Origin of the sequence: Pantoea sp. DY-5 (assembly GCF_019795955.1) — a bacterium.
GTDB classification, from domain to species: domain Bacteria; phylum Pseudomonadota; class Gammaproteobacteria; order Enterobacterales; family Enterobacteriaceae; genus Pantoea; species Pantoea leporis.
Genome location: NZ_JAIMIE010000005.1, coordinates 242,098 through 268,124, shown reverse-complemented (window position 1 = coordinate 268,124; position 26,027 = coordinate 242,098). Strand labels below are relative to the sequence as shown.

At 50.7% G+C, this 26,027-nt stretch carries 21 protein-coding genes and 1 pseudogene; 11 read left to right on the top strand and 11 right to left on the bottom strand.

What is annotated here, in order from left to right; translation table 11 throughout:
* Nucleotides 1–38 precede the first annotated feature (38 nt).
* Nucleotides 39–611: an XRE family transcriptional regulator gene (locus K5Y30_RS17445; RefSeq protein WP_192235175.1), complete on the bottom strand. Its 573-nt coding sequence runs from the start codon at nt 609–611 to the stop codon at nt 39–41.
* A 63-nt stretch (nt 612–674) separates the two neighbouring features.
* On the opposite strand from K5Y30_RS17445, the gene K5Y30_RS17440 reads away from it, so the two are divergent.
* Together K5Y30_RS17440 and K5Y30_RS17435 are read left to right on the top strand one after the other, a co-directional pair.
* Nucleotides 675–1,184 (top strand): GNAT family N-acetyltransferase, encoded by a 510-nt coding sequence (locus K5Y30_RS17440; protein ID WP_304465974.1) that lies wholly within the window; start codon nt 675–677, stop codon nt 1,182–1,184.
* 29 nt (nt 1,185–1,213) lie between these two features.
* Nucleotides 1,214–1,750: a GNAT family N-acetyltransferase gene (locus K5Y30_RS17435; protein ID WP_222184242.1), complete on the top strand. Its 537-nt coding sequence runs from the start codon at nt 1,214–1,216 to the stop codon at nt 1,748–1,750.
* A 2-nt stretch (nt 1,751–1,752) separates the two neighbouring features.
* Here K5Y30_RS17435 and K5Y30_RS17430 read toward each other — a convergent pair whose 3' ends face one another.
* Nucleotides 1,753–2,631 (bottom strand): LysR family transcriptional regulator, encoded by an 879-nt coding sequence (locus K5Y30_RS17430; RefSeq protein WP_222212457.1) that lies wholly within the window; start codon nt 2,629–2,631, stop codon nt 1,753–1,755.
* A gap of 139 nt (nt 2,632–2,770) precedes the next feature.
* On the opposite strand from K5Y30_RS17430, the gene K5Y30_RS17425 reads away from it, so the two are divergent.
* A complete protein-coding gene (locus tag K5Y30_RS17425) occupies nt 2,771–3,604 on the top strand; it encodes an MBL fold metallo-hydrolase (protein WP_255602589.1) in 834 nt (277 codons plus the stop codon).
* Between the two features lie 20 nt (nt 3,605–3,624).
* Here the strand turns inward: K5Y30_RS17425 and malT are convergent, their stop codons facing one another.
* Nucleotides 3,625–6,327, bottom strand: a complete 2,703-nt coding sequence (malT, locus tag K5Y30_RS17420) for an HTH-type transcriptional regulator MalT (RefSeq protein ID WP_222212455.1) — start codon at nt 6,325–6,327, stop codon at nt 3,625–3,627.
* Between the two features lie 274 nt (nt 6,328–6,601).
* Here malT and malP point away from each other — a divergent pair, with 274 nt between their 5' ends.
* Both malP and malQ read left to right on the top strand, forming a co-directional pair.
* Nucleotides 6,602–8,995, top strand: coding sequence for a maltodextrin phosphorylase (gene malP / locus K5Y30_RS17415; protein WP_222212453.1), 2,394 nt, complete (start codon nt 6,602–6,604; stop codon nt 8,993–8,995).
* Complete coding sequence (gene malQ / locus K5Y30_RS17410; RefSeq protein ID WP_222212451.1) at nt 8,992–11,034, top strand: 4-alpha-glucanotransferase; 2,043 nt, start codon at nt 8,992–8,994, stop codon at nt 11,032–11,034. The genes malP and malQ overlap by 4 nt, the downstream gene beginning before the upstream one ends.
* Nucleotides 11,035–11,199: 165 nt before the next feature.
* On the opposite strand, the gene malM is transcribed toward malQ, so the two are convergent.
* The 3 genes from malM to malK form a co-directional block, all read right to left on the bottom strand.
* On the bottom strand, nt 11,200–12,123 hold the full coding sequence (gene malM / locus K5Y30_RS17405) for a maltose operon protein MalM (RefSeq protein ID WP_110867146.1): 924 nt from the start codon (nt 12,121–12,123) through the stop codon (nt 11,200–11,202).
* 96 nt (nt 12,124–12,219) lie between these two features.
* The gene (locus K5Y30_RS17400; protein WP_137387053.1) at nt 12,220–13,521 is read right to left on the bottom strand and encodes a maltoporin; all 1,302 of its coding nucleotides are present in this window, start codon (nt 13,519–13,521) and stop codon (nt 12,220–12,222) included.
* A gap of 41 nt (nt 13,522–13,562) precedes the next feature.
* Nucleotides 13,563–14,672: a maltose/maltodextrin ABC transporter ATP-binding protein MalK gene (gene malK / locus K5Y30_RS17395; RefSeq protein WP_222212449.1), complete on the bottom strand. Its 1,110-nt coding sequence runs from the start codon at nt 14,670–14,672 to the stop codon at nt 13,563–13,565.
* 363 nt (nt 14,673–15,035) lie between these two features.
* Here malK and malE point away from each other — a divergent pair, with 363 nt between their 5' ends.
* From malE to K5Y30_RS17365, 6 genes are all read left to right on the top strand, one after another.
* Nucleotides 15,036–16,226 (top strand): maltose/maltodextrin ABC transporter substrate-binding protein MalE, encoded by a 1,191-nt coding sequence (gene malE, locus K5Y30_RS17390; RefSeq protein WP_222184228.1) that lies wholly within the window; start codon nt 15,036–15,038, stop codon nt 16,224–16,226.
* 60 nt (nt 16,227–16,286) lie between these two features.
* Entirely contained in the window at nt 16,287–17,807 is a 1,521-nt protein-coding gene (gene malF, locus K5Y30_RS17385; RefSeq protein ID WP_222212447.1) for a maltose ABC transporter permease MalF, read from the top strand.
* Nucleotides 17,808–17,816: 9 nt separating this feature from the next.
* A complete protein-coding gene (gene malG, locus K5Y30_RS17380; RefSeq protein WP_101761284.1) occupies nt 17,817–18,707 on the top strand; it encodes a maltose ABC transporter permease MalG in 891 nt (296 codons plus the stop codon).
* 614 nt (nt 18,708–19,321) lie between these two features.
* Nucleotides 19,322–20,302, top strand: coding sequence for a hypothetical protein (locus tag K5Y30_RS17375; protein WP_222212446.1), 981 nt, complete (start codon nt 19,322–19,324; stop codon nt 20,300–20,302).
* On the top strand, nt 20,299–21,381 hold the full coding sequence (locus K5Y30_RS17370; RefSeq protein WP_222212445.1) for a hypothetical protein: 1,083 nt from the start codon (nt 20,299–20,301) through the stop codon (nt 21,379–21,381). The genes K5Y30_RS17375 and K5Y30_RS17370 overlap by 4 nt, the downstream gene beginning before the upstream one ends.
* A 14-nt stretch (nt 21,382–21,395) precedes the next feature.
* Nucleotides 21,396–22,067 (top strand): hypothetical protein, encoded by a 672-nt coding sequence (locus K5Y30_RS17365; RefSeq protein ID WP_222212443.1) that lies wholly within the window; start codon nt 21,396–21,398, stop codon nt 22,065–22,067.
* 494 nt (nt 22,068–22,561) lie between these two features.
* Here K5Y30_RS17365 and K5Y30_RS17360 read toward each other — a convergent pair whose 3' ends face one another.
* The 5 genes and pseudogenes from K5Y30_RS17360 to K5Y30_RS17340 form a co-directional block, all read right to left on the bottom strand.
* Nucleotides 22,562–23,077: an O-acetyl-ADP-ribose deacetylase gene (locus K5Y30_RS17360; protein WP_222212442.1), complete on the bottom strand. Its 516-nt coding sequence runs from the start codon at nt 23,075–23,077 to the stop codon at nt 22,562–22,564.
* A gap of 39 nt (nt 23,078–23,116) precedes the next feature.
* Nucleotides 23,117–23,594 (bottom strand): annotated as a pseudogene (locus K5Y30_RS17355) (Hcp family type VI secretion system effector).
* A 585-nt stretch (nt 23,595–24,179) separates the two neighbouring features.
* On the bottom strand, nt 24,180–24,344 hold the full coding sequence (locus K5Y30_RS17350) for a hypothetical protein (RefSeq protein ID WP_222212440.1): 165 nt from the start codon (nt 24,342–24,344) through the stop codon (nt 24,180–24,182).
* Nucleotides 24,345–24,631: 287 nt separating this feature from the next.
* Nucleotides 24,632–25,111: a type VI secretion system tube protein TssD gene (locus K5Y30_RS17345; RefSeq protein WP_222212438.1), complete on the bottom strand. Its 480-nt coding sequence runs from the start codon at nt 25,109–25,111 to the stop codon at nt 24,632–24,634.
* A 198-nt stretch (nt 25,112–25,309) separates the two neighbouring features.
* Nucleotides 25,310–26,008, bottom strand: a complete 699-nt coding sequence (locus K5Y30_RS17340) for a hypothetical protein (protein WP_222212436.1) — start codon at nt 26,006–26,008, stop codon at nt 25,310–25,312.
* Nucleotides 26,009–26,027: the final 19 nt, after the last annotated feature.

Here is a 26,027-nt window from a genome sequence, read left to right as displayed (position 1 = left end):
TAGGTCCTTTAAACATGGATGTTCAACTGCTGCTGACCTTATTTGAGTACTATCACCGCATAGCGACAAGGTTGTTCCGAGTCATTCCTGAAAATACAGTCGGCGGGATCACCCAGTTCAAGACAATCACCCGTCTGCATTTCAAAGATTTTTTCGCCTTCATGAAAACTCAGTTCGCCCTCTAAAATCCAGATAAGCTGACGGCGCGACAGATAGGAAATTACCGGCATCGGCACGCTAACGCCGGGCGGCAATTCTATACTGACAAGATCGAGCGGTATTTGCCCCGGCGACACATGTCGTCGGATATATCCCGTCTCAGGATCCTGCCAAATCGGTTGCTGATGCTGTTTCAGTAATGTGCCAGTCTGCACTTCGCTCAACGCGATCAATTGCGACATGCTCATATCAAACGAACCCGCCAAACGTGCCAGCAACGTCGCCGTAGGACTGCTTTCGCCACGTTCAATTTTATGGATCATCGCCCTTGAAACGCCAGACTGCTCAGCCAATTCGGTCAGTGACCAACTGCGCTTTTCCCTTTCAGCTTTCACTTTTTTGCCAATTCGCGCGTTTAAATCATCTTCTTTAGTGGATTTTTCGTCTGACATAGTAGATATATAAGATAGTGTACGGAGGGTCTACTTTAGTGGCATACAAGCGAGGTGTCTATGGTGAACATACGTTCGGCAGTTGAAAAAGATGCACCAGTAATCACGGATATTTATAACGATGCAGTGCTGAACAGCACAGCCATCTGGAACGATAAAACGGTAGATATTGCAAACCGAATCAAATGGCTCTTGGATCGGCAATCAGCAGGATTCCCGGTTCTGGTCGCCGTAAATGAAGAGGATATCGCGCTCGGTTACGCTTCCTATGGTGACTGGCGTCCCTGGGATGGATACCGTTATACGGTCGAACATTCGGTCTATGTCCATAATGCCGCTCAGGGGAAAGGTATTGGATTGGCCTTAATGCGGTCACTTATCACGTACGCAACCACGCAGGGAAAACACGTGATGGTGGCGGGTATTGAGTCTGAAAACACACCTTCAATCGCGTTACATCGTAAGTTAGGATTTACCGACGCCGGACAGATTCATCAGGTAGGAACGAAATTTCACCGCTGGCTGGATCTGACATTCATGCAATTACGGCTGGATAACAGGGACAATCCTTAATTGACGATGACGTGCTAAATGGAGGAACTATGACGCCAGAAATCAAAACGCAACGATTAATCCTGAAGCCTCTGGAAAGCGGTGATGGGCAGGCGATGCAAATCGCCTTTCCGCGCTGGGAGATCGTGCGTTATCTCAATGCTGCCGTGCCCTGGCCTTATCCTGAAGGTGCCGCACAGAATTACGTTGATAACGTGGTGTTGCCCGCCGTTAAGGAAGGTCGAGGTTGGTGCTGGAGTATCAGACGTCAGGAGAAGCCTGAGGAATTGATCGGTCTGATCGAACTGCGCGATGCAGAAAATGATAACCGCGGATTTTGGCTGGTACCTGAGTGGCAGCAACGTGGCTATATGAGTGAAGCGTGCAACGCCGTGAATGATTTCTGGTTTAAAACGCTGGGCCGCGAAGTATTACGTGTGCCAAAAGCGGCGGTGAATACAGGCTCAGTGAAGATCTCACGTAAATCCGGCATGCGTCTGATAGAAACCGGCAAAAAAGAGTATGTCGCGGGTGTTCTCGATTATGAATTGTGGGAATTGACCCGCGAAGAGTGGCTATCACATTAACATCAAGAGGGAACGTGTTCCCTCAATGCCGTCAGTAAGCGGCTGACCAGCGGTTTGGCCTCATTTCTCCGCCATACCGCATAGAGATTCACATACAGCGCCAGCCAGGGTACTTCAACAACAATGACCGACGACGAAGCCAGCCGCGCAAGACTTCGCTGAATAAAGGTAAATCCCAGCCCTGCTTCAACACAGGAGAGCGCCGCCAGTGGTCCACTAACCTCAAGCCGAATATCAGGCGTAAACCCACTCCCTTCACACACCTCAAGCAAGCGGTTGGACACTGCCGTATTTAGACTTTGCTTATCGGCGATCCAGCGCTTCATGTGTAACTGCTCAGGTCTGGGATCCCTAATTGCCTGTTCTCCTGGCATAGCCAGCACCACCGGCTCAACTAACACGCTTTGAAAGGCAAAACAGTCATCCTCTTCGGGCTCGTTATAAACCAGTGCCAGATCCAGCGCATGATTCGCTAGCGCATCGATTTGTGCCTGTGAGCGTAAGGCATGGAGCTGTATATCAACTTTTGACGAGCAATTTAACCGGGCAAGGCTTTCAGGAAGCAGAAGTGAGTGAATGGCCGCTTCGACATAGCCAATATCAAGCCTGCCTGACTGACCATTCTTCAAACTTTTACCCAGTCCGTTCAGACGATCATGGTGCAAAAGCAATGCCTTCACTTCTGTCAGGAACTGCTTGCCCTCGGCGCTGAGATAGAGGCGTTTCTTTTCCCGATGAAAAAGTGCCACACCTAAATCATCTTCCAGTTGCTGAATCTGGCGGCTCAAGGGGGATGCTGAAATATGCAATTTCTCAGCTGCCTGACCGATGTGCTCGAGTTCGGCGACGAGAGCAAAAGAGCGCAATAACTTAATGTCCATAACTTTTCCGGTCACAACTCAGTCGAGAATGATGATAGCCACACAATAAATATTGTCGCAACATCTTAAGTAATGCGACGTTTAATTAAGCAAACAGAGTCATCTTCTATTTTTGTTATCTACATTTGACGAGGTAATTTTGACGAACGTATTCAGCACAAGGGATATCGGCAATTATAAGGTCACTGCGCTTAGTGATGGCGTGATGAAAGCCAGCCTGAGTCTGTTATCTGGAATAGAACCTGAAGCAGCGGTAAATATACAGCAACACGCCGGAATAAAAGCAGCGGATGATATCCAAATTAATAGCTATCTCATCCGTGGAACGGGACGAATAATATTGATCGATTCGGGTATGGGAAACCTCAATCATATCGGTGGAGAATTAAGACGAAACCTCCTTTTATCCGGCATCATGCCTGACGAGGTTGATACCGTGTTGTTGACCCACGCACATCCCGATCATATTGGCGGTCTGCTGGGTGAGAATGGGCGACCCGCTTACCGAAATGCAGCACTCTACATTAGCAAAGCAGAAGCAAACTTCTGGCTGGATAATGAAAAATTAACTAGCCTGAGTGAACGCGCACTGATGAATGGTTCGCTGTTTCGTCGCACGTTCGAAGCTTATTCAACTGTTCGATTTACGGAAGAAACAGCGATTGCTGAAGATATCACTGCAGTCAGCCTACCGGGACATACGCCTGGTCACAGCGGCTACCTGATAGATTCACGCGATGAAAAATTACTGATTTGGGGTGATATTACGCATTATCCGCATATTCAAATTGCCCATCCGGAAGTTTCAATCGCCTTCGATTACGATCCTGACCAGGCAGAGCAAACACGAAGAGCAATTCTTGAGCGCGCTTCACGAGAAAACCTATTGATTGCAGGTATGCACTTGGGCGTGTCTGGGTTTGCGTATATCCGCTCCCCTTCAGAGGGACATTATTTTCTGGAATATGTCTGAACCGCGAGCCGCTGTCCGCCTTAAACATACCCCATCATCCGCAGCATCGATTGCGCCTGATTCATCGCTTCCGCGCGGTGCGTCACGCCGAGTTTTTGGTACAGATTACGAATATGCGTTTTGATGGTGGTGGCCGCAACATCCAGCTCACCAGCGATCTGATCGTTGCTATATCCCGAATAGATCAGCCCCAAAACCTGCCATTCGCGTTGAGTTAGCGGGCTGGTGCGAATCAGCTCCGGCACATCGGGATGATTAATCAGGCGGCTCACAAAGCCTTCGTCAAAATGGGCAAACTTATGGCGATGATATTTATTAATCTCGCTGAGAATGCGTCTGGCGCGATGGTTATCGAGTTCATCCAGCGTGTTGAGCTGAATCAGCTGGCGCAATTGCTGCGCCATCGCTTCACCTTCAATTACGAAATGACTGACGAAACCTGTGCTGCGCGCCAGTTTCAGCGCTTCGGTCAGCGCCTGCTGTGCTTCCGCTTTGCGCTGGGTTTGCCAGTAAATCTGATTTAACAGCAGCAGATTGCGATTCATGTCGCTCATCAGGTTGAGCGCGCGCGCATTGTCATTCAGCTCATCCAACACCACTTCGGCCTGGCTCATATTTCCCAACAGAATCTGCGCGCGCGCCACGTTGCGCCACTGCCCTTGCAGGAAGTGATTATTGGCGAACTCCGGTTTTGCCGTCTGGCGCATCCAGCTGCTGGCGCTTTGGCTGTCGCCGGTCATCTGCCAGAAAATCACCCGCACCTTATCGGCATTGGCGATCCAGTCGCTGTGCAGCGATCCGTTGTTGAGCAAATTCTCCAGCCGACTCAGGTGGCTGCGCGCATTATCGAGATTGCCGCGCGCCAGTGAACACTGCACCAGCAAACCGAGGCACTGAATCTGCTGCTGCGGCTGATAGCCTTTCAGCACTTTTATCCCTTCGCGCGCCGCCTGTTCTGCTTCGTCAAGCCGGCCCCACGCCCACAACAGTTGCGCGCGAATTCGCAGCAGGAATTCATGCATCGGGAACTGTGTCAGATGCTGCTCTTTCACCAGCACAAATGCCCGCTCCTGTATCTCATATGCGGACTGTAAAAACCCCTGCGCAAAGAGAATCTCACTCTGCTGAATCAGACTCCACAACGCGTAATTCCACGCTTCCTCACGGCGCGCCATCTGCTCGGTCTGGCGCATCAGCTTCAGCGAACTGCTCAGCTCGCCTTTGCAGTGCATCACTTCGCCCAATACCGACGTCGCCACAATGCAGCTGTATTGACGGCTTTCCGGCAGCGCGTCGAGCGCCAGCATCGCCAGCCGCTCGGCTTCTTCGGCGTTACCGTCATTTATCGAAACCTGCGCCAGCAGCGCGTTAAATTCGCCGCGCAGCACATCATCAATCTGTTCGCTGCAGGAGTGCTCAAAACGCGTGAGCAAACTGCTCACCTCGGAAAACCGGTGCTGGCTTTGCATCAGCCACGCTTGTAACAGCACTAACTTTGGATTTTCCAGCAGAATCTCCCATGGCAGTGCCTTGAGAGAATCTTCCAGTAGCGTGAGTTCGCTCTGATTAAACAGCGTCCAGGCGTATTGCAGCAGCACATCGCGCAGCATCAACGCATCACCGGCGGCCAGCGCATGATGGATCGCTTCGCCAGGGAAACCCAGCCGCATCCAGCTTTCAGCCGCCGCGCGATGCAGCGCAGGCAGTTCCGCCGCCAGTTCCCACTGACAGCGCTGACGCAAGAAACTGCCAAACAGCGGATGATAGCTAAACCACTCGCCCGAGTTATCCATACGCTGCAAAAACAGGCCCTGACGTTCAATCTCCTCCAGCCGCATCTGCCCTTGTTCTTCGCCGGTTACGCAGGCGATTAGCGTATCGTTCATCGATCGCAGCAGCGCGCTTTTCAGTAAGAACTGTCGTGTGGCGCTATCCACGTTGTTCAGCACTTCCTCAACCAGATAATCCGCCAGATGGCTGGCGTTAATGCCGGAAAGACGGCGCGCGGAATCCTGGGCGGAGCTGGCACCCTGACGCGTCGAGAGCGCGATCAGCTGCAACGCCGTCGCCCAACCCGCCACGTCATCACACAAACGCCCGCTCTCTTCCGATTCCAGCGGCGTCGTCAGGCGACAATCAAAAAACTGTTTGGCTTCGTGATGGGTAAACGCCAGCTGCTGGCTGCCTAATTCAATCAGCTGTTCGCGCACGCGCAGGTTGGCAATGCCGAGCTGCGGCAGATTACGTGACAGCAGAATCAGCGTCACATTTTCCGGCTGGTTGCGTAAAAAGAAGCGCATCGCGTCGTGAATTGCGGGATTAGTGATGTGATGGTAATCATCGATGATCAGCCAAATCGGTTGCTGCCAAGCCGCCAGCTCACTGAACAACTGGGCGAACAGCGCATTCAGGTTAATGTACTGACGTTTCTGCGCCAGTGCTTCGCTGGAGGCGCAGCCGCCCTGCGTTGCCTGTTGCAGAGCCGCGATTAAGTAATCGACGAAGCGTTCAGGCTGATTGTCGCCCTCATCCAGTGAATACCAGCCCAGATTGGCTTTCCCCGCCGCCCATTGCGAGATCAGCGTGGTTTTGCCATATCCCGCCGGACTGGTCACCAACACCAAACGGTAATTGCCCGCCGCGCCGAGTTTTTGCATCAGGCGCTCGCGCGCAACCGTGTTCTCAAGGCGGACCGGTCGGCTAAGTTTGGAGGGTATTAACATCGGTAAACGCTTCTCCCTAAACGTGGCGCATCATTATTTTACGCTTCGTAATTAATAGTCACATACGTTCAGATATTCGTTTACCTAATGCAAGCTAACCCATTAAGCAGTCTTAACAAAAGCGACGGTTATCACATTCCTGTCACACTTTAAGATTTCCCTCAGCCCCTCCTCCCCGCTCATCCTCCCCGCTGAATTTGGTGCAGGAGGAGGAGCGCGTAATAGCTGACGCGCAGAATGAAGCACATTCACCTCCGCCCTGACAGGATTGATTATGAAATTTGACCGCACCCGTTTTAAACACGCGCTAACCCGACAATGGCAACGTTTTGGTCTGCACGATGCGCAAGAGATGACGCCAAACCAATGGTGGCAGGCGCTGAGTGGCTCACTGGCCGACATGCTGGCGGAGATGCCTGCGCCGCCTGCGGCCACGCCGCAGCGTCACGTTAACTACATCTCGATGGAGTTTTTGATTGGTCGTCTCACCGGCAACAATCTGCTCAACCTTGGCTGGTATGACGAGGTGAACGAGGCGCTGGCCGAGTGGAATATCACGCTGAGCGACGTGGAAGCGTGTGAAACCGATCCGGCGCTGGGCAACGGCGGTTTGGGTCGGCTCGCCGCCTGTTTTCTCGATTCGATGGCAACCGTGGGACAACCCGCCACCGGCTACGGACTCAATTATCAGTACGGCCTGTTCCGCCAGCACTTTGTTGATGGTGCGCAGCAGGAGATGCCGGATGACTGGCAGCGCGACAGCTATCCGTGGTTTAACCACAACGCGGCGTTAACTGTGCCGGTGCATCTCGGCGGCAAAGTCAGCACCCATAATGGCGTTGCGCGCTGGGAGCCGGCGGTGCAAATTCTCGGCGAAGCCTGGGATCTGCCGGTGGTCGGTTATCAGAATGGCGTCACTCAGCCGCTGCGCTTGTGGCAGGCGAAACATGCGCAGCCGTTTAATCTGCAGCGCTTCAATAACGGGGATTTTCTGCGCGCCGAGCAGCCGGGCATTGAAGCTGAAAAACTCACTAAAGTGCTCTACCCCAACGACAATCACGACAACGGCAAAAAGCTGCGCCTGATGCAGCAGTATTTCCAGTGCGCTTGCTCGCTGGCGGATATTCTGCGCCGTCATCAGCGCGCCGGTCGTAGCATTGCCAGCTTGCCAGATTATGAGGTGATTCAGCTCAACGATACCCATCCCACGCTGGCGATCCCCGAGCTGATGCGCCTGCTGTTGGATGAACACGCGCTGAGCTGGGACGAGGCGTGGCACATTACCCAGCGCACCTTTGCGTACACCAATCACACCTTGATGCCTGAAGCGCTGGAGTGCTGGGATGTGCGCATGGTGCGCGCCCTGCTGCCGCGCCACATGCTGATCGTTACCCAACTCAATGCTCAGTTGAAAAAGCAGGTTGAAGCGCGCTGGCCGGGCGACGAAGTGACCTGGGCGAAACTGGCGCTGGTTCACAATAACCAGCTGCGCATGGCCAATCTCTGCGTCACCAGCGGCTTTGCGGTGAACGGTGTGGCGGCGCTGCACTCGCAGTTGGTGGTGAAAGATCTGTTCCCGGAATATCACGCGCTGTGGCCGGAGAAATTCCATAATGTCACCAACGGCATCACGCCGCGCCGCTGGATTAATCAGTGCAATCCGGCGCTGGCGGCGTTGATCAGCCAAACCCTCGATCAGCCGTGGATCACCGATCTCGATCAGCTGAAAACGTTAGAAACCTACGCCGATCACGCCGCATTCCAGGCGCAGTATCGCGCCATTAAGCAGCAGAACAAGGTTGCGCTGACGCAATGGATCGCAGAACGCACCGGCATCCAGGTGAATCCTGAGGCGATGTTTGATGTGCAGATCAAGCGCCTGCACGAGTACAAGCGTCAGCATCTGGCGTTGCTGCACATTATCGCGCTGTGGCAAACGCTGGTGAGCGATCCGCAGGCCAACCTGACGCCGCGCGTGGTGCTGTTTGGTGCCAAGGCCGCGCCGGGTTATGTGCTGGCCAAAAACATCATCTACGCGATTAACAAAGTGGCGGCCACCATCAACAATGATCCGCGCATTGGCGATCGCCTGAAAGTGGTGTTTGTGCCTGATTACAACGTTACGGTTGCCGAGCGCCTGATTCCGGCGGCGGATCTCTCCGAGCAGATTTCTACCGCTGGCAAAGAGGCATCCGGCACCGGCAACATGAAGCTGGCGCTGAACGGCGCCTTAACCATCGGCACGCTGGATGGCGCCAATGTGGAGATCGCTGAGCAGGTTGGGCGCGACAATATCTTTATCTTTGGTCATACCGTTGATCAGGTCAGCGCGTTGCAAGCAGGAGGTTACTCGCCTGACGCGTGGCGCAAAAAAGATGCGCAGCTGGATCGGGTATTGAAAGCGTTAGAAGACGGCACCTTTAGCGACGGCGACGTCACCGCATTCGAGCCGCTGCTGCACAGCCTGAGCGCCAAAGGCGGCGATCCTTATCTGGTGCTGGCCGATTTTCGTCACTATCTCAACGCGCAGGCGCAGGCTGAAACCTTGTGGGCCGACCAGCATGGCTGGACGCGCGCCGCAATTCTCAACACCGCGCGCTGCGGCATGTTCAGCGCCGATCGCGCCATCCGCGACTATCAGCAACGCATCTGGCAGGCCGCGCGATGAACAGCACTATCACGCCAACCGCCGAAATCGCCAGCGAATACATCGACGCGCACGGCCAGCTGCAATCGGTTTCTGCCGTTACCCGCCAGCGTTTGCTGGCGGCGATGCATCCCACGCAACCGCACGCTTCGCCGCTGCCGCCGGTATTGATCGTGCAGGAAGAACAGGCGGAGATTGTGCTGCCTGCGCCCGGCATAACAGGCGAATGGCAGCTGATCGCGGAACAGGGCGAACGCTGGCAAGGTCGCGCAATCGCCAACCAATCGATCGCTTTGCCTAGGCTGCCTTTGGGTTATCACCAGCTCAGCTTTAACGCCCAACAGCAGGCATTTCACTGCCGGATTATTGTCGCGCCCGTGCGCTGTTACGAGCCGCCAGCCATCCAGCAAGGGCAATCGCTGTGGGGCGCCTGCATTCAGCTGTATACCTTGCGGTCGGCGTCCAACTGGGGAATCGGCGATTTCAGCGACTTAAAGCAGATGCTGGTTGAGGTCGCGCAGCGCGGCGGTGCCTGTATTGGGCTGAACCCGCTGCATGCGCTGTTCCCGGCAACGCCGGAAAGCGCCAGTCCGTATAGCCCTTCGTCGCGGCGCTGGCTCAATATGCTGTATATCGATGTTGCCGCCGTTGAGGATTTTGCGCTGAGTGAAGAGGCCCAGCGTTGGTGGCAGGCGACCAGCACGCAGCAGGCGTTACAGGCGGCGCGGGACGCTGAGTGGGTCGATTATTCAGCGGTCACTCACCTCAAGCTGGAGGCGCTGCGCCTTGCCTGGCAGCAGTTCAGGCAGCGCGGCGCGGATGATGGACTGGTTGTCGCCTTTGAACGTTTTATGCAGCAAGGCGGTGAAAGTCTGCTGCATCAGGGCGTGTTTGATGCGCTGCACGCTGCGCAGATCGCCGAAGATCCTCAGCGTTACGACTGGACAACCTGGCCTGCGGCGTTGCAGTCGCCCGACAGCGCAGCGGTGCGCGCATTTCGCATCGAACACACCTATGACGTGCGCTTTTATCTGTGGCTGCAATGGCTGGCCGCGCGCCAGTTCGCCGATTGCTGGGCGGTGTGCCAGCAGCAGGCGATGCCGATTGGCTTATACCGCGATTTGGCCGTGGGCGTGGCGCAGGGCGGCGCGGAAACCTGGAGCGATCGCGAGCTTTACTGCTTGCAGGCCAGCGTCGGCGCGCCGCCGGATATCCTCGGCCCGCTGGGCCAGAATTGGGGATTGCCGCCGATGGATCCGCAGATTATGCAGGCGCGCGCCTACCAGCCATGGATTGATCTGCTGCGCGCCAACATGCACGACTGCGGCGCGCTGCGCATCGATCACGTGATGGCGCTGCTGCGACTGTGGTGGATCCCGCAGGGCGAAAGCGCGGCGGAAGGCGCGTATGTGCATTATCCCATCGACGATCTGCTGGCGATTCTGGCGCTGGAGAGCCAGCGTCATCACTGCATGGTAATTGGTGAGGATTTGGGTACGGTGCCGGAGAAGATCATCGGCAAGCTTTACCAGGCGGGCGTTTACTCCTACAAAGTGCTCTATTTTGAGCAGACGTCCAAAGTGGCCTTTCGCGCCCCCGCCCGCTGGCCGCGTCAGGCGATGGCGGTCGCTACTACCCACGATATGCCGACACTGCGCGGCTGGTGGCAAAGCGACGATTTACGGCTGGGCAGCGAGTTGGGGCTTTATCCTGATAAGCAAATTCTTACCGGGCTGAATAAGTCACGCTTAGCCGCGCGCCGCGCGCTGTTCAAGAGCCTGCAACGCAGTAATTGCTTGCCCAAACAGACCGAACCGCAGGTGATGGATCGCGGGTTAAGTGCGGCGATGCAGCGTTATCTGGCCGACAGCAATAGCGCGCTGCTGGGCCTGCAACCCGAAGAGTGGCTGGATATGGCTTCCCCGGTGAATATTCCCGGCACCACCAGCCAATATCCCAACTGGCGGCGTAAACTCAGCGCCTCGCTGGAGGAGATGTTTGCCGATCCGCAGATCAATGCGTTGTTAGAGGATATCGATCAACGGCGAAAGCGGGTTTGATTGGGCATTCATCTGAACCTGGTCGCCATAAACGGCGACCCTACGGGATTCGTGGCATATGCAATGACGGAACCGGGTTTTGTAGGGTGCGCATTTATGCGCACCTGGCAAAAAAAGGTGCGCCGAAGCGCACCAGATGGGACAAATCAGCACTGCCGGGGCGGATTACCCCTTGCCTTTAACACTGCTGATAAACACCTGTCTGGCCGACGTGGAGCCTAGACGCTCAGCCTCATCCAGCAGCTTCAACGCCTTATCGATATTGCCCTTCTCAACGGCTTCGCGGATGTTCTGATTAAAGTAACCTTCGGTATCCGTCATGATCGGTTTAGGTTTTGCATCCGAAACCGGTGCAGCACGATAAGTCGCCGGCGCAACCGGCTGCGTATTGCCTACCGTTACCGGCGCAGGACTCGATGATCCAAACAGCGGTCCAACCAAAATGGATGAACCTGAACTGGTTTTCACTTTCAGTTTCAGGGTGCCATCGCGGCTGTGCTGGGCAATCGGATCGGGAATATCCGGCACCGCATTGCCAGTACCGCGTGCGTAGGCTTTCGCCGGATCCAATAACGTGGTGGTTTCGGTCAAATCCTTCTCGGTGGTGAATACCAGCAGATAAATCTTTTGTTGACCCAGCGCAGGCGTCAGTTTCATCACACCTTCCAGCCGATCCGCCGCCATCACGCCCGGCTGCTGATAGGTGAAAAAGCGCGCCGGGAACCAGGCCGCCGGACGCATGTTCTCATCCAGCACCAGCACATTCGGTGCGAACACCTGATTTTGTTTCACTTCACTGCTCAGCGTAATGGTGAGTTCACCGATATTGGCTGGCAAGCTGTAGGCAGCCACCGAACCCGTCACGCCCGCTGCATTCAGATTGCTATGGCTCTCACTCAGCGTAGTGACCTGCGTGCGGGAGGTATCGACCGGCAGCCAGCTCAGCGTTTGCAGGCTGGCGGCGGGGAATGTGGGCGCGGCAGAGAGATCCTGTGGCACCAGATTGACATCCGCGAGCGCCGGTAAACTTTGGCCGGCCAGCAGCGCGGCGCTCAGGCAGAGCGCAAAAACCGTTTTTTTCATTCTCATTTTATAACCTCAAAAACTGTCAGGCGGCGGCGCGAACCAGGCAATGGCGCGCCGCGCCGAAAAGAGATCGTCTCAGTTAAGCCACATGCGGGTGCATTACCACCAAATCTCCATCTGCGCCCCGAATGTCACCTCATCGTCGTTGCCACGGCTGTTGGTCAGAATGCCGTTACCGCTGCTGTCGTTAGAAGCAAAGGAGGTCAAATCACCTGAGCTGTCTTTGCTGTAACCCCACTTCTCATCCCACTTGGCGTAAGTCGCGAACAGACGCAGTGCCGGACGCGACCAGATGCTGTCGCCCGCCTGCCACTGTTGCGCCAGCGTCACTTTGTACTGGCCGTTGCGCTCGTTAACCTGCTGCGACTTCACGTTGTCGTAGCCCACTTCAAGTAGCGTGCTCATGATTGGCGTCCATTTGTACATGGGGCGCACGCCCACGGTGTACCACTCGGTACCACGGTTGTTATCGAGATCGGTGTTCTGGTACATGGCGACGTACATCAGATCCCAGCGATCGGCGAGGCTAATTGCACCGTGATCGAGTACGCGATACATGCTGCCGCTGTTGTTGATGTTGGTGCCCTGCGGCAGCCCTTTGCCCTGCGACGTCAACGCATCGGTGGCGTACTGCAGCACGAATTTGTTGTAACCCTTCAGCATGCTCTGCGTATGTTCGGCGGTGAACATCCAGCCATCTTTGGAGGCGTTATCTTCGAGGCGATAACCGTCACGCGCGTTGGCGCGGCCATAATCGACGCCCAGCTCCAGCACGCCGTTCGGGTTGGTTTCAAGACCTGCGAGGCGCACATCAAACACGTCGTTGGCGGTGCTGGTGGCGTAATCACGGATCTGATCGCTGGAGAAGGTGTAAGAACCGCCCGCTTCGGAGGAGCGCGTGGCGGCAAAAGAGAGTTTGCCGAAGCCGAGATCGACATCTTCCAGACCGGCACCAGGACCGGAAATATCCCAGTAGTAGAAGTCGATCATATGCACGTCATGACGCTGGTAGAAACGCTTACCGGCCCAGATGGTGGAACCCGGCAGCGCGTCGATCAGGTTTTTGCCTTTGACGTTGGCTTCGCGGAACGCGGGCGAGGTCGCTTCCCAGTCATTCTGCTGAGAAACCGAATAGGCGACGTTGGTATCGAAGTAGAAGCTCTTATCGCCCTCTTTCCATACTTCCTGGCCCAGCTTCAGCTCAGCGTAGGTTTCACATTCGTTGCCCAGACGGTATTTACTTTGAGCGCCGGTGGCCTGAAAACATTGCTGTTCCCCGCCGCTGCCGGTCCAGCCGATGCCGGAACGGGCATAGCCGGTAAAATCGACTGCCATCGATGGGGCAGCGAGCGTGCCTGCCGCGATAGCAACCGCGATAGGGAGTTTGCGCAGAGTTAACATTTTCTATCTCCTGAGGTCATTGCTTTTATTGTTTTGCAGGGCTAAACACCGGGTTCCTGATGTAGCCGGCGACAGGCGCTGCCATCTTCACGGAAAAGATGGCAACGCTCTGGCGGCAGGCCGATGCCCATCAGGGTGCCCTCTTCTACCAGCACGACGTCCTCCTGGCGATAAACCAGGCTTTGACGAATGGCGGGAATCTGGATGTGAATTTGCGTTTCGTGTCCCAGCTGCTCCACCACCGTCACCTCGCCTTCGAGGGTGACGTCAGCGATATCGCTGGAGAGCAGATGTTCGGGACGAATGCCTAACGACATGTTGCTGCCCACCTGCACACCGGCGCTGTCGACCGGCAGCCACACCAACTGGGTATTGGGCAAACGCACCTGAACCTGATCGATGGCGGTAGCGGTGACTTTTACCGGTAAGAAATTCATGCGCGGTGAGCCGATAAAACCGGCAACAAAACGATTGGCGGGATAGTGATACAGCTCGAGCGGCTTGCCGACCTGGGCAACGTGGCCGCCATCCAGCACCACGATCTTATCGGCCAGCGTCATCGCTTCGGTCTGATCGTGGGTGACGTAAATCATGGTGCGCTTCAAACGCTTATGCAGGCGTGAGATCTCGATGCGCATCTGCACGCGCAGCGCCGCATCAAGGTTGGAGAGCGGCTCATCAAGTAAAAACACCCGTGGTTCCGCCACCAGCGTACGGCCAATCGCCACGCGCTGACGCTGACCACCCGACAACGCTTTCGGACGGCGATCCAGCAGATGCGCCAGCTGCAGCACTTCCGCCACCTGATTGACCCGCTGCTGAATCTCCGCTTTGCGCGTGCCGGCCAGCTTCAGGCCGAACGACATGTTCTCAGCCACCGAAAGGTGGGGATACAACGCGTAGGACTGAAACACCATGCCGATGCCGCGCTCGGCGGGCGGCACCTCATTCATGCGTTTGTCTCCAATAAACAGATCGCCGCTGGTGATGGTTTCCAGACCGGCAATCATGCGCAGCAGCGTCGATTTGCCGCAGCCTGAAGGTCCGACAAAAACCACGAACTCGCCTTCAGCGATCTCAAGGCTGATGTTTTTCGACACCTCGGTTTCGCCCCACACCTTGGAGACACTGCGCAACGTAACGCTCGACATGATGCTTTCCTCTCAGCTTGCTATTCCTTGTCCGCAAGTCGGCGGACAGACCCCGGCGACCACTATGGGCAAGGAGATAACCGCCGACATCCTCCACCGCACGGCGTCAGCGTGGGGGAGGAGACGGGAGGAGGAGATCTTGCAGACCTGCCTGATAAAACGCGGCAGGCAACCATTTTTGTGAGCTATGACGCAGAGCAGAGCGACGATTGTGTGCGCCAGCCCGTGATAACCGGGTGGTTTTGCAACGCAGATCACATCAGGTGATAAGCAGGCGTAGAGCCGGGGAGGATGAGAAGCGGCGGTAGATACTCACAATGTGGCAGGTAAAACGATTTCCGTTTCCGCTAACAGGATGGAGTTATGACAATGAAAACCGGTGCACGCATTCTTGCCCTTTCCGCCCTGACGGCCGTGCTGTTTTCAGCTTCTGCCGTTGCAAAGATTGAAGAGGGAAAGCTGGTCATCTGGATCAACGGCGACAAGGGCTATAACGGCCTGGCTGAAGTGGGTAAAAAGTTTGAGCAGGAAACCGGCATCAAAGTGACGGTTGAGCATCCGGACAAAATGGAAGAGAAGTATCCGCAGGTGGCCGCCACCGGCGACGGCCCGGACATCATCTTCTGGGCGCACGATCGCTTCGGCGGCTATGCGCAGTCAGGCTTGTTAGCGGAGATTTCGCCGGATGCGCGCTTCCAGGAGAAAATCTTCCCCTTCACCTGGGACGCGGTGCGCTTCAACGGCAAGCTGATCGGTTATCCGATTTCGGTTGAATCCTTATCCCTGATCTACAACAAAGATCTGCTGCCTGAGCCGCCAAAAACCTGGGAAGAGATCGCCGCCATCGATAAGAAAATGCGCGCGCAGGGCAAGAGCGCCATGATGTTTAACCTGCAGGAGCCGTACTTCACCTGGCCGCTGCTGGCGGCGGGCGGCGCTTATGCCTTTAAGCTCAACGATGGCCGCTACGACGTGAAAGATACCGGCGTGGATAACGCGGGTGCCAAAGCGGGCATGAGCTTCCTTGTCGATCAGGTGAAGGCCAAAACGCTGAATGCCGATACCGATTACTCCATCGCCGAAGCCGCCTTTAACAAGGGGCAAACCGCCATGACCATCAACGGGCCGTGGGCGTGGAGCAACATCGATAAGAGCAAAATCAACTACGGCGTCACGCTGCTGCCCACGCTGCATGGCAAAAACTCCAAAACCTTCGTCGGCGTGCTGAGTGCCGGCATCAATGCCGCCAGTCCGAACAAAGAGCTGGCCAAAGAGTTCCTGGAGAATTACCTGCTGACCGACGCCGGTCTTGATGCGGTTAACAAAGACAAACCGCTCGGCGCGGTGGCGCTGAAATCGTTCCAGCAGACGCTGGAGAAGGATGAGCGTATCGCCGCCACCATGACCAACGCGCGCAACGGCGACATCATGCCGAACATTCCGCAGATGGCCGCCTTCTGGTACGCGATGCGCACCGCCACGCTGAATGCGCTGAGTGGACGTCAAAGCGTTGATGCGGCGCTGAAAGATGCGCAGGCACGACTCAACAAGTAATCCTCTCTACCAGAGCCGGCGCAATCCGGCTCGTTACTGGCTGTTAAGGAAAACCGCATCATGTCAGGAAAACCGAAAACAGCACGGTTCAGCGCCGTGCTGAAGGCTCTTTTTCTCGGTATCTGCTGTCTGCTGGTCGGCTATCTGCTCGTGCTGATGTATGCAAAAGGTGAATATCTGTTTGCGCTGGTGACGCTGATTATCAGCGCCGTCGGCATCTGGATTTATGCCAACCGTCGCGCTTATGCCTGGCGCTATGTCTATCCCGGACTCGCCGGTATGGCGCTGTTCGTACTGTTTCCCCTCGCCTGTACCGTGGCGATTGCCTTTACCAACTACAGCAGCACCAACCAGCTGACGCTGGAACGTGCGCAACAGGTGTTGCTGAGCCGTCAGTATCAGGATGGTTCGGCGCTGAACTTCTCGCTGATCCCGGCGGGCGATCGCTGGCAGTTGGTGCTGACCGAAGCCGCCAACGGACAAACCTTCGTCTCGCCTGCGTTTGCTTTTGGCGGATCGCAGAAGCTGAAACTGACCAGCGCCCCGCCACCGCCGGGTGAACGCGCCACGCTGCGCATCGTCACCACCAATCGTCAGGCGCTGAACCAGATTCAGGCCGAACTGCCGGATGGTCGTATGGTGGTGATGAGCTCACTGCGTCAGTTCTCCGGCACGCGCCCGTTGTATGTACTGCAAGCCAACGGCGACCTGAAAAATCAGCAAAGAGGCGCGCTTTATCAGGCCAATCGTGAAAGCGGTTTCTATCAGAACAGCAGCGGCGAGGCGCTGAGTCCGGGCTTTACGGTGAATACCGGCTGGAAGAATTTCATTCGCGTGTTTACCGATGAAGGGATTCAAAAACCGTTTCTGGCGATCTTTGGCTGGACGCTGCTGTTTTCGTTTGTGACGGTAATTTTCACCGTGGCGGTCGGCATGATGCTGGCTTGCTTAGTGCAGTGGGAAGCGCTGAAAGGCAAAGCGGTATATCGCGTGATGCTGATTTTGCCTTACGCCGTGCCTGCGTTTATCTCGATACTGATCTTCAAAGGCTTATTCAACCAGAGCTTCGGTGAAATCAACGTGATGCTGAAAGCCTTGTTTGGCTTTCAGCCCGCGTGGTTCAGCGATCCGACGCTGGCGCGCACCATGCTGGTCATCGTGAATACCTGGCTGGGTTATCCCTACATGATGATTCTCTGCATGGGGCTGCTGAAAGCGATTCCGGACGATCTCTACGAAGCCTCGGCGATGGACGGTGCCGGGCCGCTGCAGAACTTCTTCCTGATTACCCTGCCGCTGCTGTTGAAGCCGCTGATGCCGCTAATGATCGCCAGCTTTGCCTTTAACTTTAATAACTTCGTGCTGGTGCAGCTGCTGACCAACGGCGGACCGGATCGTATCGGCACTACCACGCCAGCGGGTTACACCGATTTGCTGGTCAATTACACCTGGCGCATTGCGTTTGAAGGTGGCGGCGGTCAGGACTTTGGTCTGGCGGCGGCGATTGCCACGCTGATCTTCCTGCTGGTGGGCGCGCTGGCGGTGATCAATCTCAAAGCCGTGCGGATGAAATTCGATTAAGGAGGCGTTATGGCTATGGTGCAACCCAAATCGCAAAAGCTGCGTCTGTTGATGACGCATCTGCTGCTGCTGACATTTATTGCGGGAATTCTGTTTCCGCTGCTGATGGTGTTCGCTATCTCACTGCGCGCCGGTAACTTCGCCACCGGCTCGCTGATCCCGGAGCAGATTTCCTGGGAACACTGGCAGCTGGCGTTAGGTTTCAGCGTGGAGCACGCCGATGGCCGCGTGACGCCGCCGCCCTTCCCGGTGCTGCTCTGGCTGTGGAACTCGGTGAAAATCGCCGCCATCAGCGCGATTGGCATTGTGGCGCTTTCCACCACCTGCGCGTATGCCTTTGCGCGCATGCGTTTTGCCGGGCGCGCCACGCTGTTAAAAGGCATGCTGATTTTCCAGATGTTCCCAGCCGTGCTGTCGCTGGTCGCGCTCTATGCGCTGTTTGATCGCCTGGGACAATATCTGCCATTTATCGGCCTGAATACGCATGGCGGCGTGATCTTTGCCTATCTCGGCGGCATCGCCCTGCACGTCTGGACCATTAAAGGCTATTTCGAAACCATCGACGGTTCGCTGGAAGAAGCCGCCGCGCTGGATGGCGCTACGCCGTGGCAGGCGTTCCGGCTGGTGCTGCTGCCGCTTTCGGTGCCGATTCTGGCGGTGGTGTTTATTCTGGCGTTTATCGCCGCCGTCACCGAAGTGCCGGTCGCTTCATTGCTGCTGCGCGATGTGAATAGCTACACGCTGGCGGTCGGCATGCAGCAATATCTCAACCCGCAAAACTATCTGTGGGGCGACTTTGCCGCAGCGGCGGTGCTATCTGCAATTCCGATTACGCTGGTGTTCCTGCTGGCACAACGCTGGCTGGTCAGCGGCCTGACGGCCGGCGGCGTGAAAGGCTAACCCGTTTGTTATCCTCCTTCCTCAATGTTCACTGCAGTTGAGGGTTTTGGCGGCCTTAGGGCCGCTTTTTTTATGGGTGTGGGGTTATTGGTTGTGGCGCAGGATTGTGACATAGCGGTCGTGGTTGTGGCTTCGTGCCCACATTGTTCTGGTATCTTTAAAGGTATTAATAAAATCTTTAATAACAAAGATACTTATTAAAAGATTTTTTATTATTGATGGAGTTATTAAAATCATCACATGAAGAGTGGCGAAAAAATGAGCAGCCGTGAGCGTACTATAACTTCTTTTCAAGTCTTGTGTGGCTTTTACGATCCCAGTAAAAGCGTATTGTAGGGGCTGAAACATAGTTGAAGGTAAATTTGAATTTATACAGTTTAAAGTAAACAATGCACTTATTATGTTAAATTAAGTACCAAGCATGCATAAGTTATTGGACTAAACAGTATCCAGTCTTTGGCACAACGAATACACAAAAACATATACTTTTTGAGATAAATCTGATAAAAATTTCTTAAAAATTAGAAAATGCAATTGAAAGTTGATGCTAAGTTCTAATTTTCATTTAATTAGTTAATTATCAAAATACTCAATTTATATAATGGAAAATTTTAATGAGTGAAACAAGATACATTGCTGAAATGGCTGACAAAGTTGCCAGAAATCTTTTTTCTGTATTTAAATGGGAAAGGAAAATAGTCGAAGACCAAAGTTGGGGGTGTGTTAATCCTGAAGATCATGGTGGGAAAATTGATCACCCTTCTGACTGTGTATTCTGCTATAGAGACCCTTATGACAATGAAATGAAGTATATTAATACAGATTTGAAAAGCTATGCTAAAAAAACAATAAGTAAAGATCAGATTAATAAAGCTGTTGATTCTCTTTCATATGCGACCAACTGCGCATTTTATAACGAAAATTGGAAGATTCTATTTAAGCCTGAAGGTGTTTACTCAATTATAGGAATGTTGTTTGTTTACAACCATTGTGGTGATTATAATGGAGATTTTGATGATATTGTAAACGAGATAGGAAGTGACGACAATCATCTAGATAGTGATAAAATGCTATATATTTTCTCACCATATAAAATAAATGAATTAAACAGCATAGCTAACGATATCAGAGTCTCAATTGGTAATGAAGAACTGCCACCTCCATCAAAGTTTAGTTTCTTCCATCCAAATGAAATTTTGATAAAAAATCATTTCGATCATGATTACTCTGAGCCTGCTACTATAAATGTTTTATCATCACCCTGGATTATAATCAAACATGCTGATTGCAATAATGGAAAAGCTGGATATCTGATTTACTATACTAAAGATGGAACAGAAGAAGATGAGTTCGATTATTTTATTGATGCTTTGAGTTATTACCAAATAATAAGTAACACAAGTACCGTTAGAATTAAGTTAACAAAGAAAAGTAAATATGCTTCGCATAATTTAACAAACTCAATCATTAAATATTATAAATCTCTTGGACGAAGCGATGCTGAGTCTACTGCTCTAGCAGGTGTTATGGTTAAAGGAACTATAGATTTGGTAATACCACAATTTACTTCACTTGAACTGGGGGTATTATCGTGAAAGACTCAGAAAAAAAATTTGGTCACAGCATTTACTACATGAATGATCAAAATATTCGAGATGGATTACTTGCTCAAAAAATAAAGCCTATTCACCTCACGAGACTATTGAAAGGTCGTGGAATATTAGTGTCTCCTTTGGCTTCGAAGGAGGAACTCATCCAAATTTTGAAATTTATAAGATTTGACTATCATGAATATGTTTATCTTTCTGCTTTGCTAGCCAATCTCGATAAGAAAGAGAGCAAATCCAGCATTGATATTGATAAAAAAGTGACTTTAACGGATATATCTTCAACATTCAATGCAATCAAAGGAATTTTAGACGAAAAACAGATCACAGCTGAAGTAAATATAATTGGTAAAAAGAAAGTTTTAATAGATTACGAATATGTTGAGTTTGATCACTCCAAACCTCCAATGCGTCAAAAATCATTTAAAAAAGGTATCGTTGAATGCGACATAACTGATGATGGCGCATTGTTAAGTTACCCTGCCAATAAAGTTGGTTCTATTATAAAAGAACAACTTATCAGCCAACTATCAAAAAAGCTTGATACAGAATTAAAACCCATTGAGTTTGATTTTGAAAAAAATAGCATTGAGAAAAGAAATGAGTTTTTAACTAAAATTATTAATTCCATTCCTAATTATGAAGTATATGATGTTGTCACCGTAGCGGTTAAGACGAATGATAAAGATGAAATCACAGAAGATGATTCTGTAGATGAAGCCTTCACTGGGGAGGTTAGAAATGCAATTCTCAGAGGCAGACAGATACTCACATCAAAGATTTATAGTGGTTTAAATGCCAAAAATTATTATATCTACAAGATAACGTGGAAGGTAAGAGAAAACGTTAAAGCTTTTGGCCCAGACAAATCTGATTGCTATACTGTAGAAGTTGAATTTAATGATAAAGATAAAGCAAAAGGGTTAAAATACTCTGTAAAAAGTGTGCAGCGTTACTCAGCAAGAGAGAAATTGAATGTTACTAGCGAAAACCCCATGAAGAGTGAACAGGAGATGCTGGGTAAACTCATCTACCAAACTGCTTTATCTGTCTACTCCACTATTTGATAGGAGGATTAGAAATGGAAAAAAGAATAGCAATTTATGAGTTTGAATCAACTTTAAATTCAAATGAAATAGTTAATAGACTCCTAGGGTTTAATTTCACGAAGGATAGCTTATCTGGATTTACTTTATCCAAAAATGAATTCAAAGGGATTATTTTTAAACATATTAAGAAAACAATTAATACGGATATTGTTATTACACCTTTTGGAGAGGAACTAGAAAACACCACAGTCGATTATGCTATTAACGATGTAAAAATACTAGGTAATGAACTTTATATTTTCAATCCTAGCAGGTCACTTGCAGCATTTAGAAATGAGTTATTAAAAGCATTAGATTTTAAGTGTACCATTTCCACAAAATTAATTGATCTAAATTATGTTATAGAACTACTTAGCTCTCAATCAAAAAACACCAATGTTACCAATGTTGAACTTTATTCATATGATCTCCTCGATGAATCACGCATAAAAATGATTATTGAATCCAATAAGGATCTTGTACAGAAGTCTGAGAAAATATTTTTTGACATAAAACCAAAAATTACAAAAATCGGTTTTGAAATTAGTTTGTATAATACTGATTACTTTGTGGAAGTAAGCTACAAAGGAATAGTCAAAATTAAAGGTGATTTAATAGAGAAAAACATCGAAAATGAAATATTTAATATAATCCTTAATCGATGAGTGACAAATTAATTAGCTGGTAGAAAAAAGTTGCCAGCTAATTATTATTTAAGTTAGGAAGCACTTTAAAATATTTAAGTTCCCTTGCCCTAAAACTACTCAATATAGAAAAAGTGAGCTTAGCCTTTTCATTTGACGGCAACATAAATAAATGCAATATTATACTTCAAAGTATCATGTATTATAATATATATATTTCAGATCATTCAGATGTAATCTTGGAGTGTACTTACAGCGAAACAGTATCAAGATCACCTAAGATCTCATTCTGATCTTATAAAACCCATATTAATTATTACCCCTATTAATTATTCATTTCCATTTTAGTAAGCCATCGACTAAAGTTACCAAAATATCACATTGCATCCTAATTTTATCTAAAGCGAATTTTATGAAGTTTGCCCGGCGCTACTCTGGCGGTGGAAGTCGGTTACAATCGACATCAATAGCCCCCATAGACTGCCATTTTCTTAGTATGATTATTCATTATAATATTAATTCAGACGTTTTAAATACAGGTCGTAATTTTCCTCATCAAAGCAGACCAAATTTACTTTCTCGATATTGGAGTTCTCACGCAAACACTGATTAATCACACCTAAAGCGATCTCAGCAGCCAGCGCTTTCGGAAATCTGTATATGCCAGTGCTGATATTAGGAAACGAAACGGTTTGGATGCCATATTCTTCTACCAGTTTAAAACAACTCAGATAGGCATTTTTCAACAGCATTTCTTCGTCATGTCGTCCGTCATGCCAGTGTGGGCCAACGGTGTGAATGACGTATTTTGCTGGCAAATCACCCGCCGTGGTGATCACTGCATCTCCGACTTTACAGCCACCTTGTCGATTTCTGATTTTCTGACACTCAGCCAAAATCGCTGGCCCACCCGCACGATGGATGGCGCCATCAACTCCGCCGCCGCCCAGCAAGGAGGTGTTGGCGGCGTTCACAATGGCTTCCACTGGGACTTTGGTTATATCGTCTTTGAGCAATACTATTTTGTTCATGTATTTCTAATCCTCAGCGTCAGCAATCTTAGCCAAAAGCTAAGCAATCATCCTCTCATTCCATCCATCCTTAAACACAATATTTCCGTCCACGTATTTCCATGTGATCGTTTCATATCGTAGCTCAATATTTTCCAGATGCGTGCTGGTCTGGCCGTTTGGCAGCAGAGCCGGAGAGATGCTGGAGATTTTGACGTTATCCAGGTGGATAGTAAAATACTCAACCTCAATGCCCGCTTCGTTAATTCGGTACATCTTGATGGTTGCAGATTTCAGCGTTCTGCACTGACACAATGCTCGAAACAGCACCGGCGTAGTTCTATCGATCCTTTTGAACGGAAATTGGTGCATGAATCCTTGTGGCTGTCAGCCTTCATGTGTGCGGCTCCACCGGGATTGTGATGTTGTGCATCACCGTGTTCAGTTCTCTCGAACCGAGTCTGGTCGGCATCATGCGCGAACCTACAAAAGGAGAACCACTTTCATCTTCTAACCAGAGAGGTGCTGGAACAGACATATTAATTCTTTTGAATTTAACGAAATTTATTAACAGAAATTATTAGCGTGAGAAGATATACAATGCCCACGCTCATCATTCCACTCTCTGGATAGAAATAAACTTTAAGCACACCAAACACGAGAGTACATAAAACCGGAACATAGATGCATAACAACAACTTTAAATGTTCTACTAACCATCTCTTCAAATACCCCATCCTAGTTCACTCCAACCTACTCGTATGCAAACCTGAAGAGCATTATGTTTCAGCACGCTAAATATGCTCTATTTCACTCTTAAATTTAACGACATTTGTAGATAACAAATGAAAGAGCGCACAGATAAAATATCCCTACACCTAACATACTGCTATCTGGAAAAAAGTAGATTTGTAGCAGCGCAAAAAGTATTGTTGATACTATCGGCACGTAAGTGCAGATCAGAAATTTCGATTCTGATATTAACCATTGTTTTAAAAATTTCCTCATTATTTCCCTACTAACTTAATCAATCCCTCAGCGACTTCGTGATCTGAAAGCGATTGGCTTTTTAGCGCATCAGCGCATGAATGAAGGTTCGATAAGGAAATGCATCATTTAAAGCTCACGTATATATCATGCGTGATAAGGAGAGCCTGATCGCCCCTTTATTGTTCTTACTGGCCTGACCGGAAACTGCATCAATAACGCCAGAAACTGTATTGTCGAATTTTTCTGCCATAATCCTTTGCGCCTTAAGCTGTTTTATGACCGCATCACTGTGGTACATATATATCCCTATTTTAATTCCATTACCCTTGCAAACTATAGGACAATGATACTATACCGTGAAGCTAAATCTCAGTCTTCAACGTTTTAGGAAATCTATGTACCCCGGTGCTGATATAGGGAAACGAAACAATTCAGTGTTTTATTCGCCTACCCGTTAAAAACGGCTCAGGAGGTATTTGTCGCGTTCAAAAAGACTTCCACTGGGACTTTGGTTATATCGTCTTTGAGCAATACTATTTTGTTCATCTATTTCTAATCCTCAGCGTCAGCAATCTTAGCCAAAAGCTAAGCAATCATCCTCTCATTCCATCCATCCTTAAACACAATATTTCCGTCCACGTATTTCCATGTGATCGTTTCATATCGTAGCTCAATATTTTCCAGATGCGTGCTGGTCTGGCCGTTTGGCAGCAGAGCCGGAGAGATGCTGGAGATTTTGACGTTATCCAGGTGGATATTAAAATACTCGACCTCAATACCCGCTTCGTTAATTCGGTACATCTTGATGGTCGCAGATTTCAGCGTTCTGCACTGACACAATGCTCGAAACAGCACCGGCGTTGTTCTATCAAACTCCTTTTGAACGGATAACGGTGCATGAATCCGTGTGGCTGTCAGCTTTCCGGTGTGCGGATCCACCGGGATGGTAATATTGTGCATGACGGAGTTGAGCTCTATCGAACCGAGTCTGGTCGGCATCATGCACGAGCCCACAATCGGCGAACCGCTTTCATCTTCTAACCAGAGATGTGCTGGAGTTGACATATTTAATCCTTTAAAGTTTTCGACATTTATAAACAACAAAAATATACGCACACAGGTAAACGATCCCCACGCTCAGCATGCCGCTGTCGGGGTATAGGTAAAATTTGAACATACCGTACAGCACGGTAATAATAACCGGCACGTAGATACGCAGCAGCATTTTGGATTGGGACCTCAGCCATTGTTTTAGGAAACGTTTCATGCCCTTCTCATTAGTTTCGCGAGCACATGAGCGAGTTCATATTCGGAAAGCCTTTTATTCGTGAGCGCACCTGCCCGGATAAATTCGTCCTCAATGAGAAAATACATCATTTCAAGCCTGCGTATGTATAGCGCCTGATAATAAGCCGGATGCATGACCTGCAACCTTTTGGCGCTTTCTGCCGCATTCTGGACGATACCGTATATTGTCAGCACCCCCACCGCGTCGCCAAAATAACCACCAATACTTTTGGCAACCGGAAACCTGATATTCATTGCCACAATCACTGCCATTGTCGTCCCGACCGCAAAGGCGTTTGATGTCAGCGTGCTTGCCGCAATGTGAATATTTAACCGCATCAGCTGGCTTTTAATTACCGCAATCTGCCGCATAGAACGGTTCTCAAGCTGATATTCAATGTAGGTTTTTAGAAGTTCGAAAACTATGCGCCGCTCTTTTACTAACTGTACCATTCCCAACATGAAACGCTTATCTTCGATCGCCTGTTTTTTACAGACATCCAAATACTCATCAGTAAAACACGATGCATAAAATGAAAGCCGGGTCGCCCCTTTATTAATCTTATTGACTTGTTCGGAAACTGCGTCAATAACGCCGGAAACGGCGTTGTCGAGCTTTTCTGCCAGAATCCTTTGCGCCTGTAGCTGCCGTATCACCGCATCACTGTGGTACATATATATCCCTATAGTTAAT

Coding starts and splice junctions, on each gene's coding strand:
- K5Y30_RS17445 (WP_192235175.1), bottom strand. CDS start 611: ATGTCAGACGAAAAATCCACTAAAGAAGATGATTTAAACGCGCGAATT.
- K5Y30_RS17365 (WP_222212443.1), top strand. CDS start 21,396: ATGGAAAAAAGAATAGCAATTTATGAGTTTGAATCAACTTTAAATTCA.
- K5Y30_RS17345 (WP_222212438.1), bottom strand. CDS start 25,111: ATGTCAACTCCAGCACATCTCTGGTTAGAAGATGAAAGCGGTTCGCCG.
- malK (WP_222212449.1), bottom strand. CDS start 14,672: ATGTCGAGCGTTACGTTGCGCAGTGTCTCCAAGGTGTGGGGCGAAACC.
- K5Y30_RS17400 (WP_137387053.1), bottom strand. CDS start 13,521: ATGTTAACTCTGCGCAAACTCCCTATCGCGGTTGCTATCGCGGCAGGC.
- K5Y30_RS17360 (WP_222212442.1), bottom strand. CDS start 23,077: ATGAACAAAATAGTATTGCTCAAAGACGATATAACCAAAGTCCCAGTG.
- K5Y30_RS17430 (WP_222212457.1), bottom strand. CDS start 2,631: ATGGACATTAAGTTATTGCGCTCTTTTGCTCTCGTCGCCGAACTCGAG.
- K5Y30_RS17350 (WP_222212440.1), bottom strand. CDS start 24,344: ATGTACCACAGTGATGCGGTCATAAAACAGCTTAAGGCGCAAAGGATT.
- malT (WP_222212455.1), bottom strand. CDS start 6,327: ATGTTAATACCCTCCAAACTTAGCCGACCGGTCCGCCTTGAGAACACG.
- malM (WP_110867146.1), bottom strand. CDS start 12,123: ATGAGAATGAAAAAAACGGTTTTTGCGCTCTGCCTGAGCGCCGCGCTG.
- malG (WP_101761284.1), top strand. CDS start 17,817: ATGGCTATGGTGCAACCCAAATCGCAAAAGCTGCGTCTGTTGATGACG.
- K5Y30_RS17340 (WP_222212436.1), bottom strand. CDS start 26,008: ATGTACCACAGTGATGCGGTGATACGGCAGCTACAGGCGCAAAGGATT.
- malF (WP_222212447.1), top strand. CDS start 16,287: ATGTCAGGAAAACCGAAAACAGCACGGTTCAGCGCCGTGCTGAAGGCT.
- malQ (WP_222212451.1), top strand. CDS start 8,992: ATGAACAGCACTATCACGCCAACCGCCGAAATCGCCAGCGAATACATC.
- malE (WP_222184228.1), top strand. CDS start 15,036: ATGACAATGAAAACCGGTGCACGCATTCTTGCCCTTTCCGCCCTGACG.
- malP (WP_222212453.1), top strand. CDS start 6,602: ATGAAATTTGACCGCACCCGTTTTAAACACGCGCTAACCCGACAATGG.
- K5Y30_RS17435 (WP_222184242.1), top strand. CDS start 1,214: ATGACGCCAGAAATCAAAACGCAACGATTAATCCTGAAGCCTCTGGAA.
- K5Y30_RS17375 (WP_222212446.1), top strand. CDS start 19,322: ATGAGTGAAACAAGATACATTGCTGAAATGGCTGACAAAGTTGCCAGA.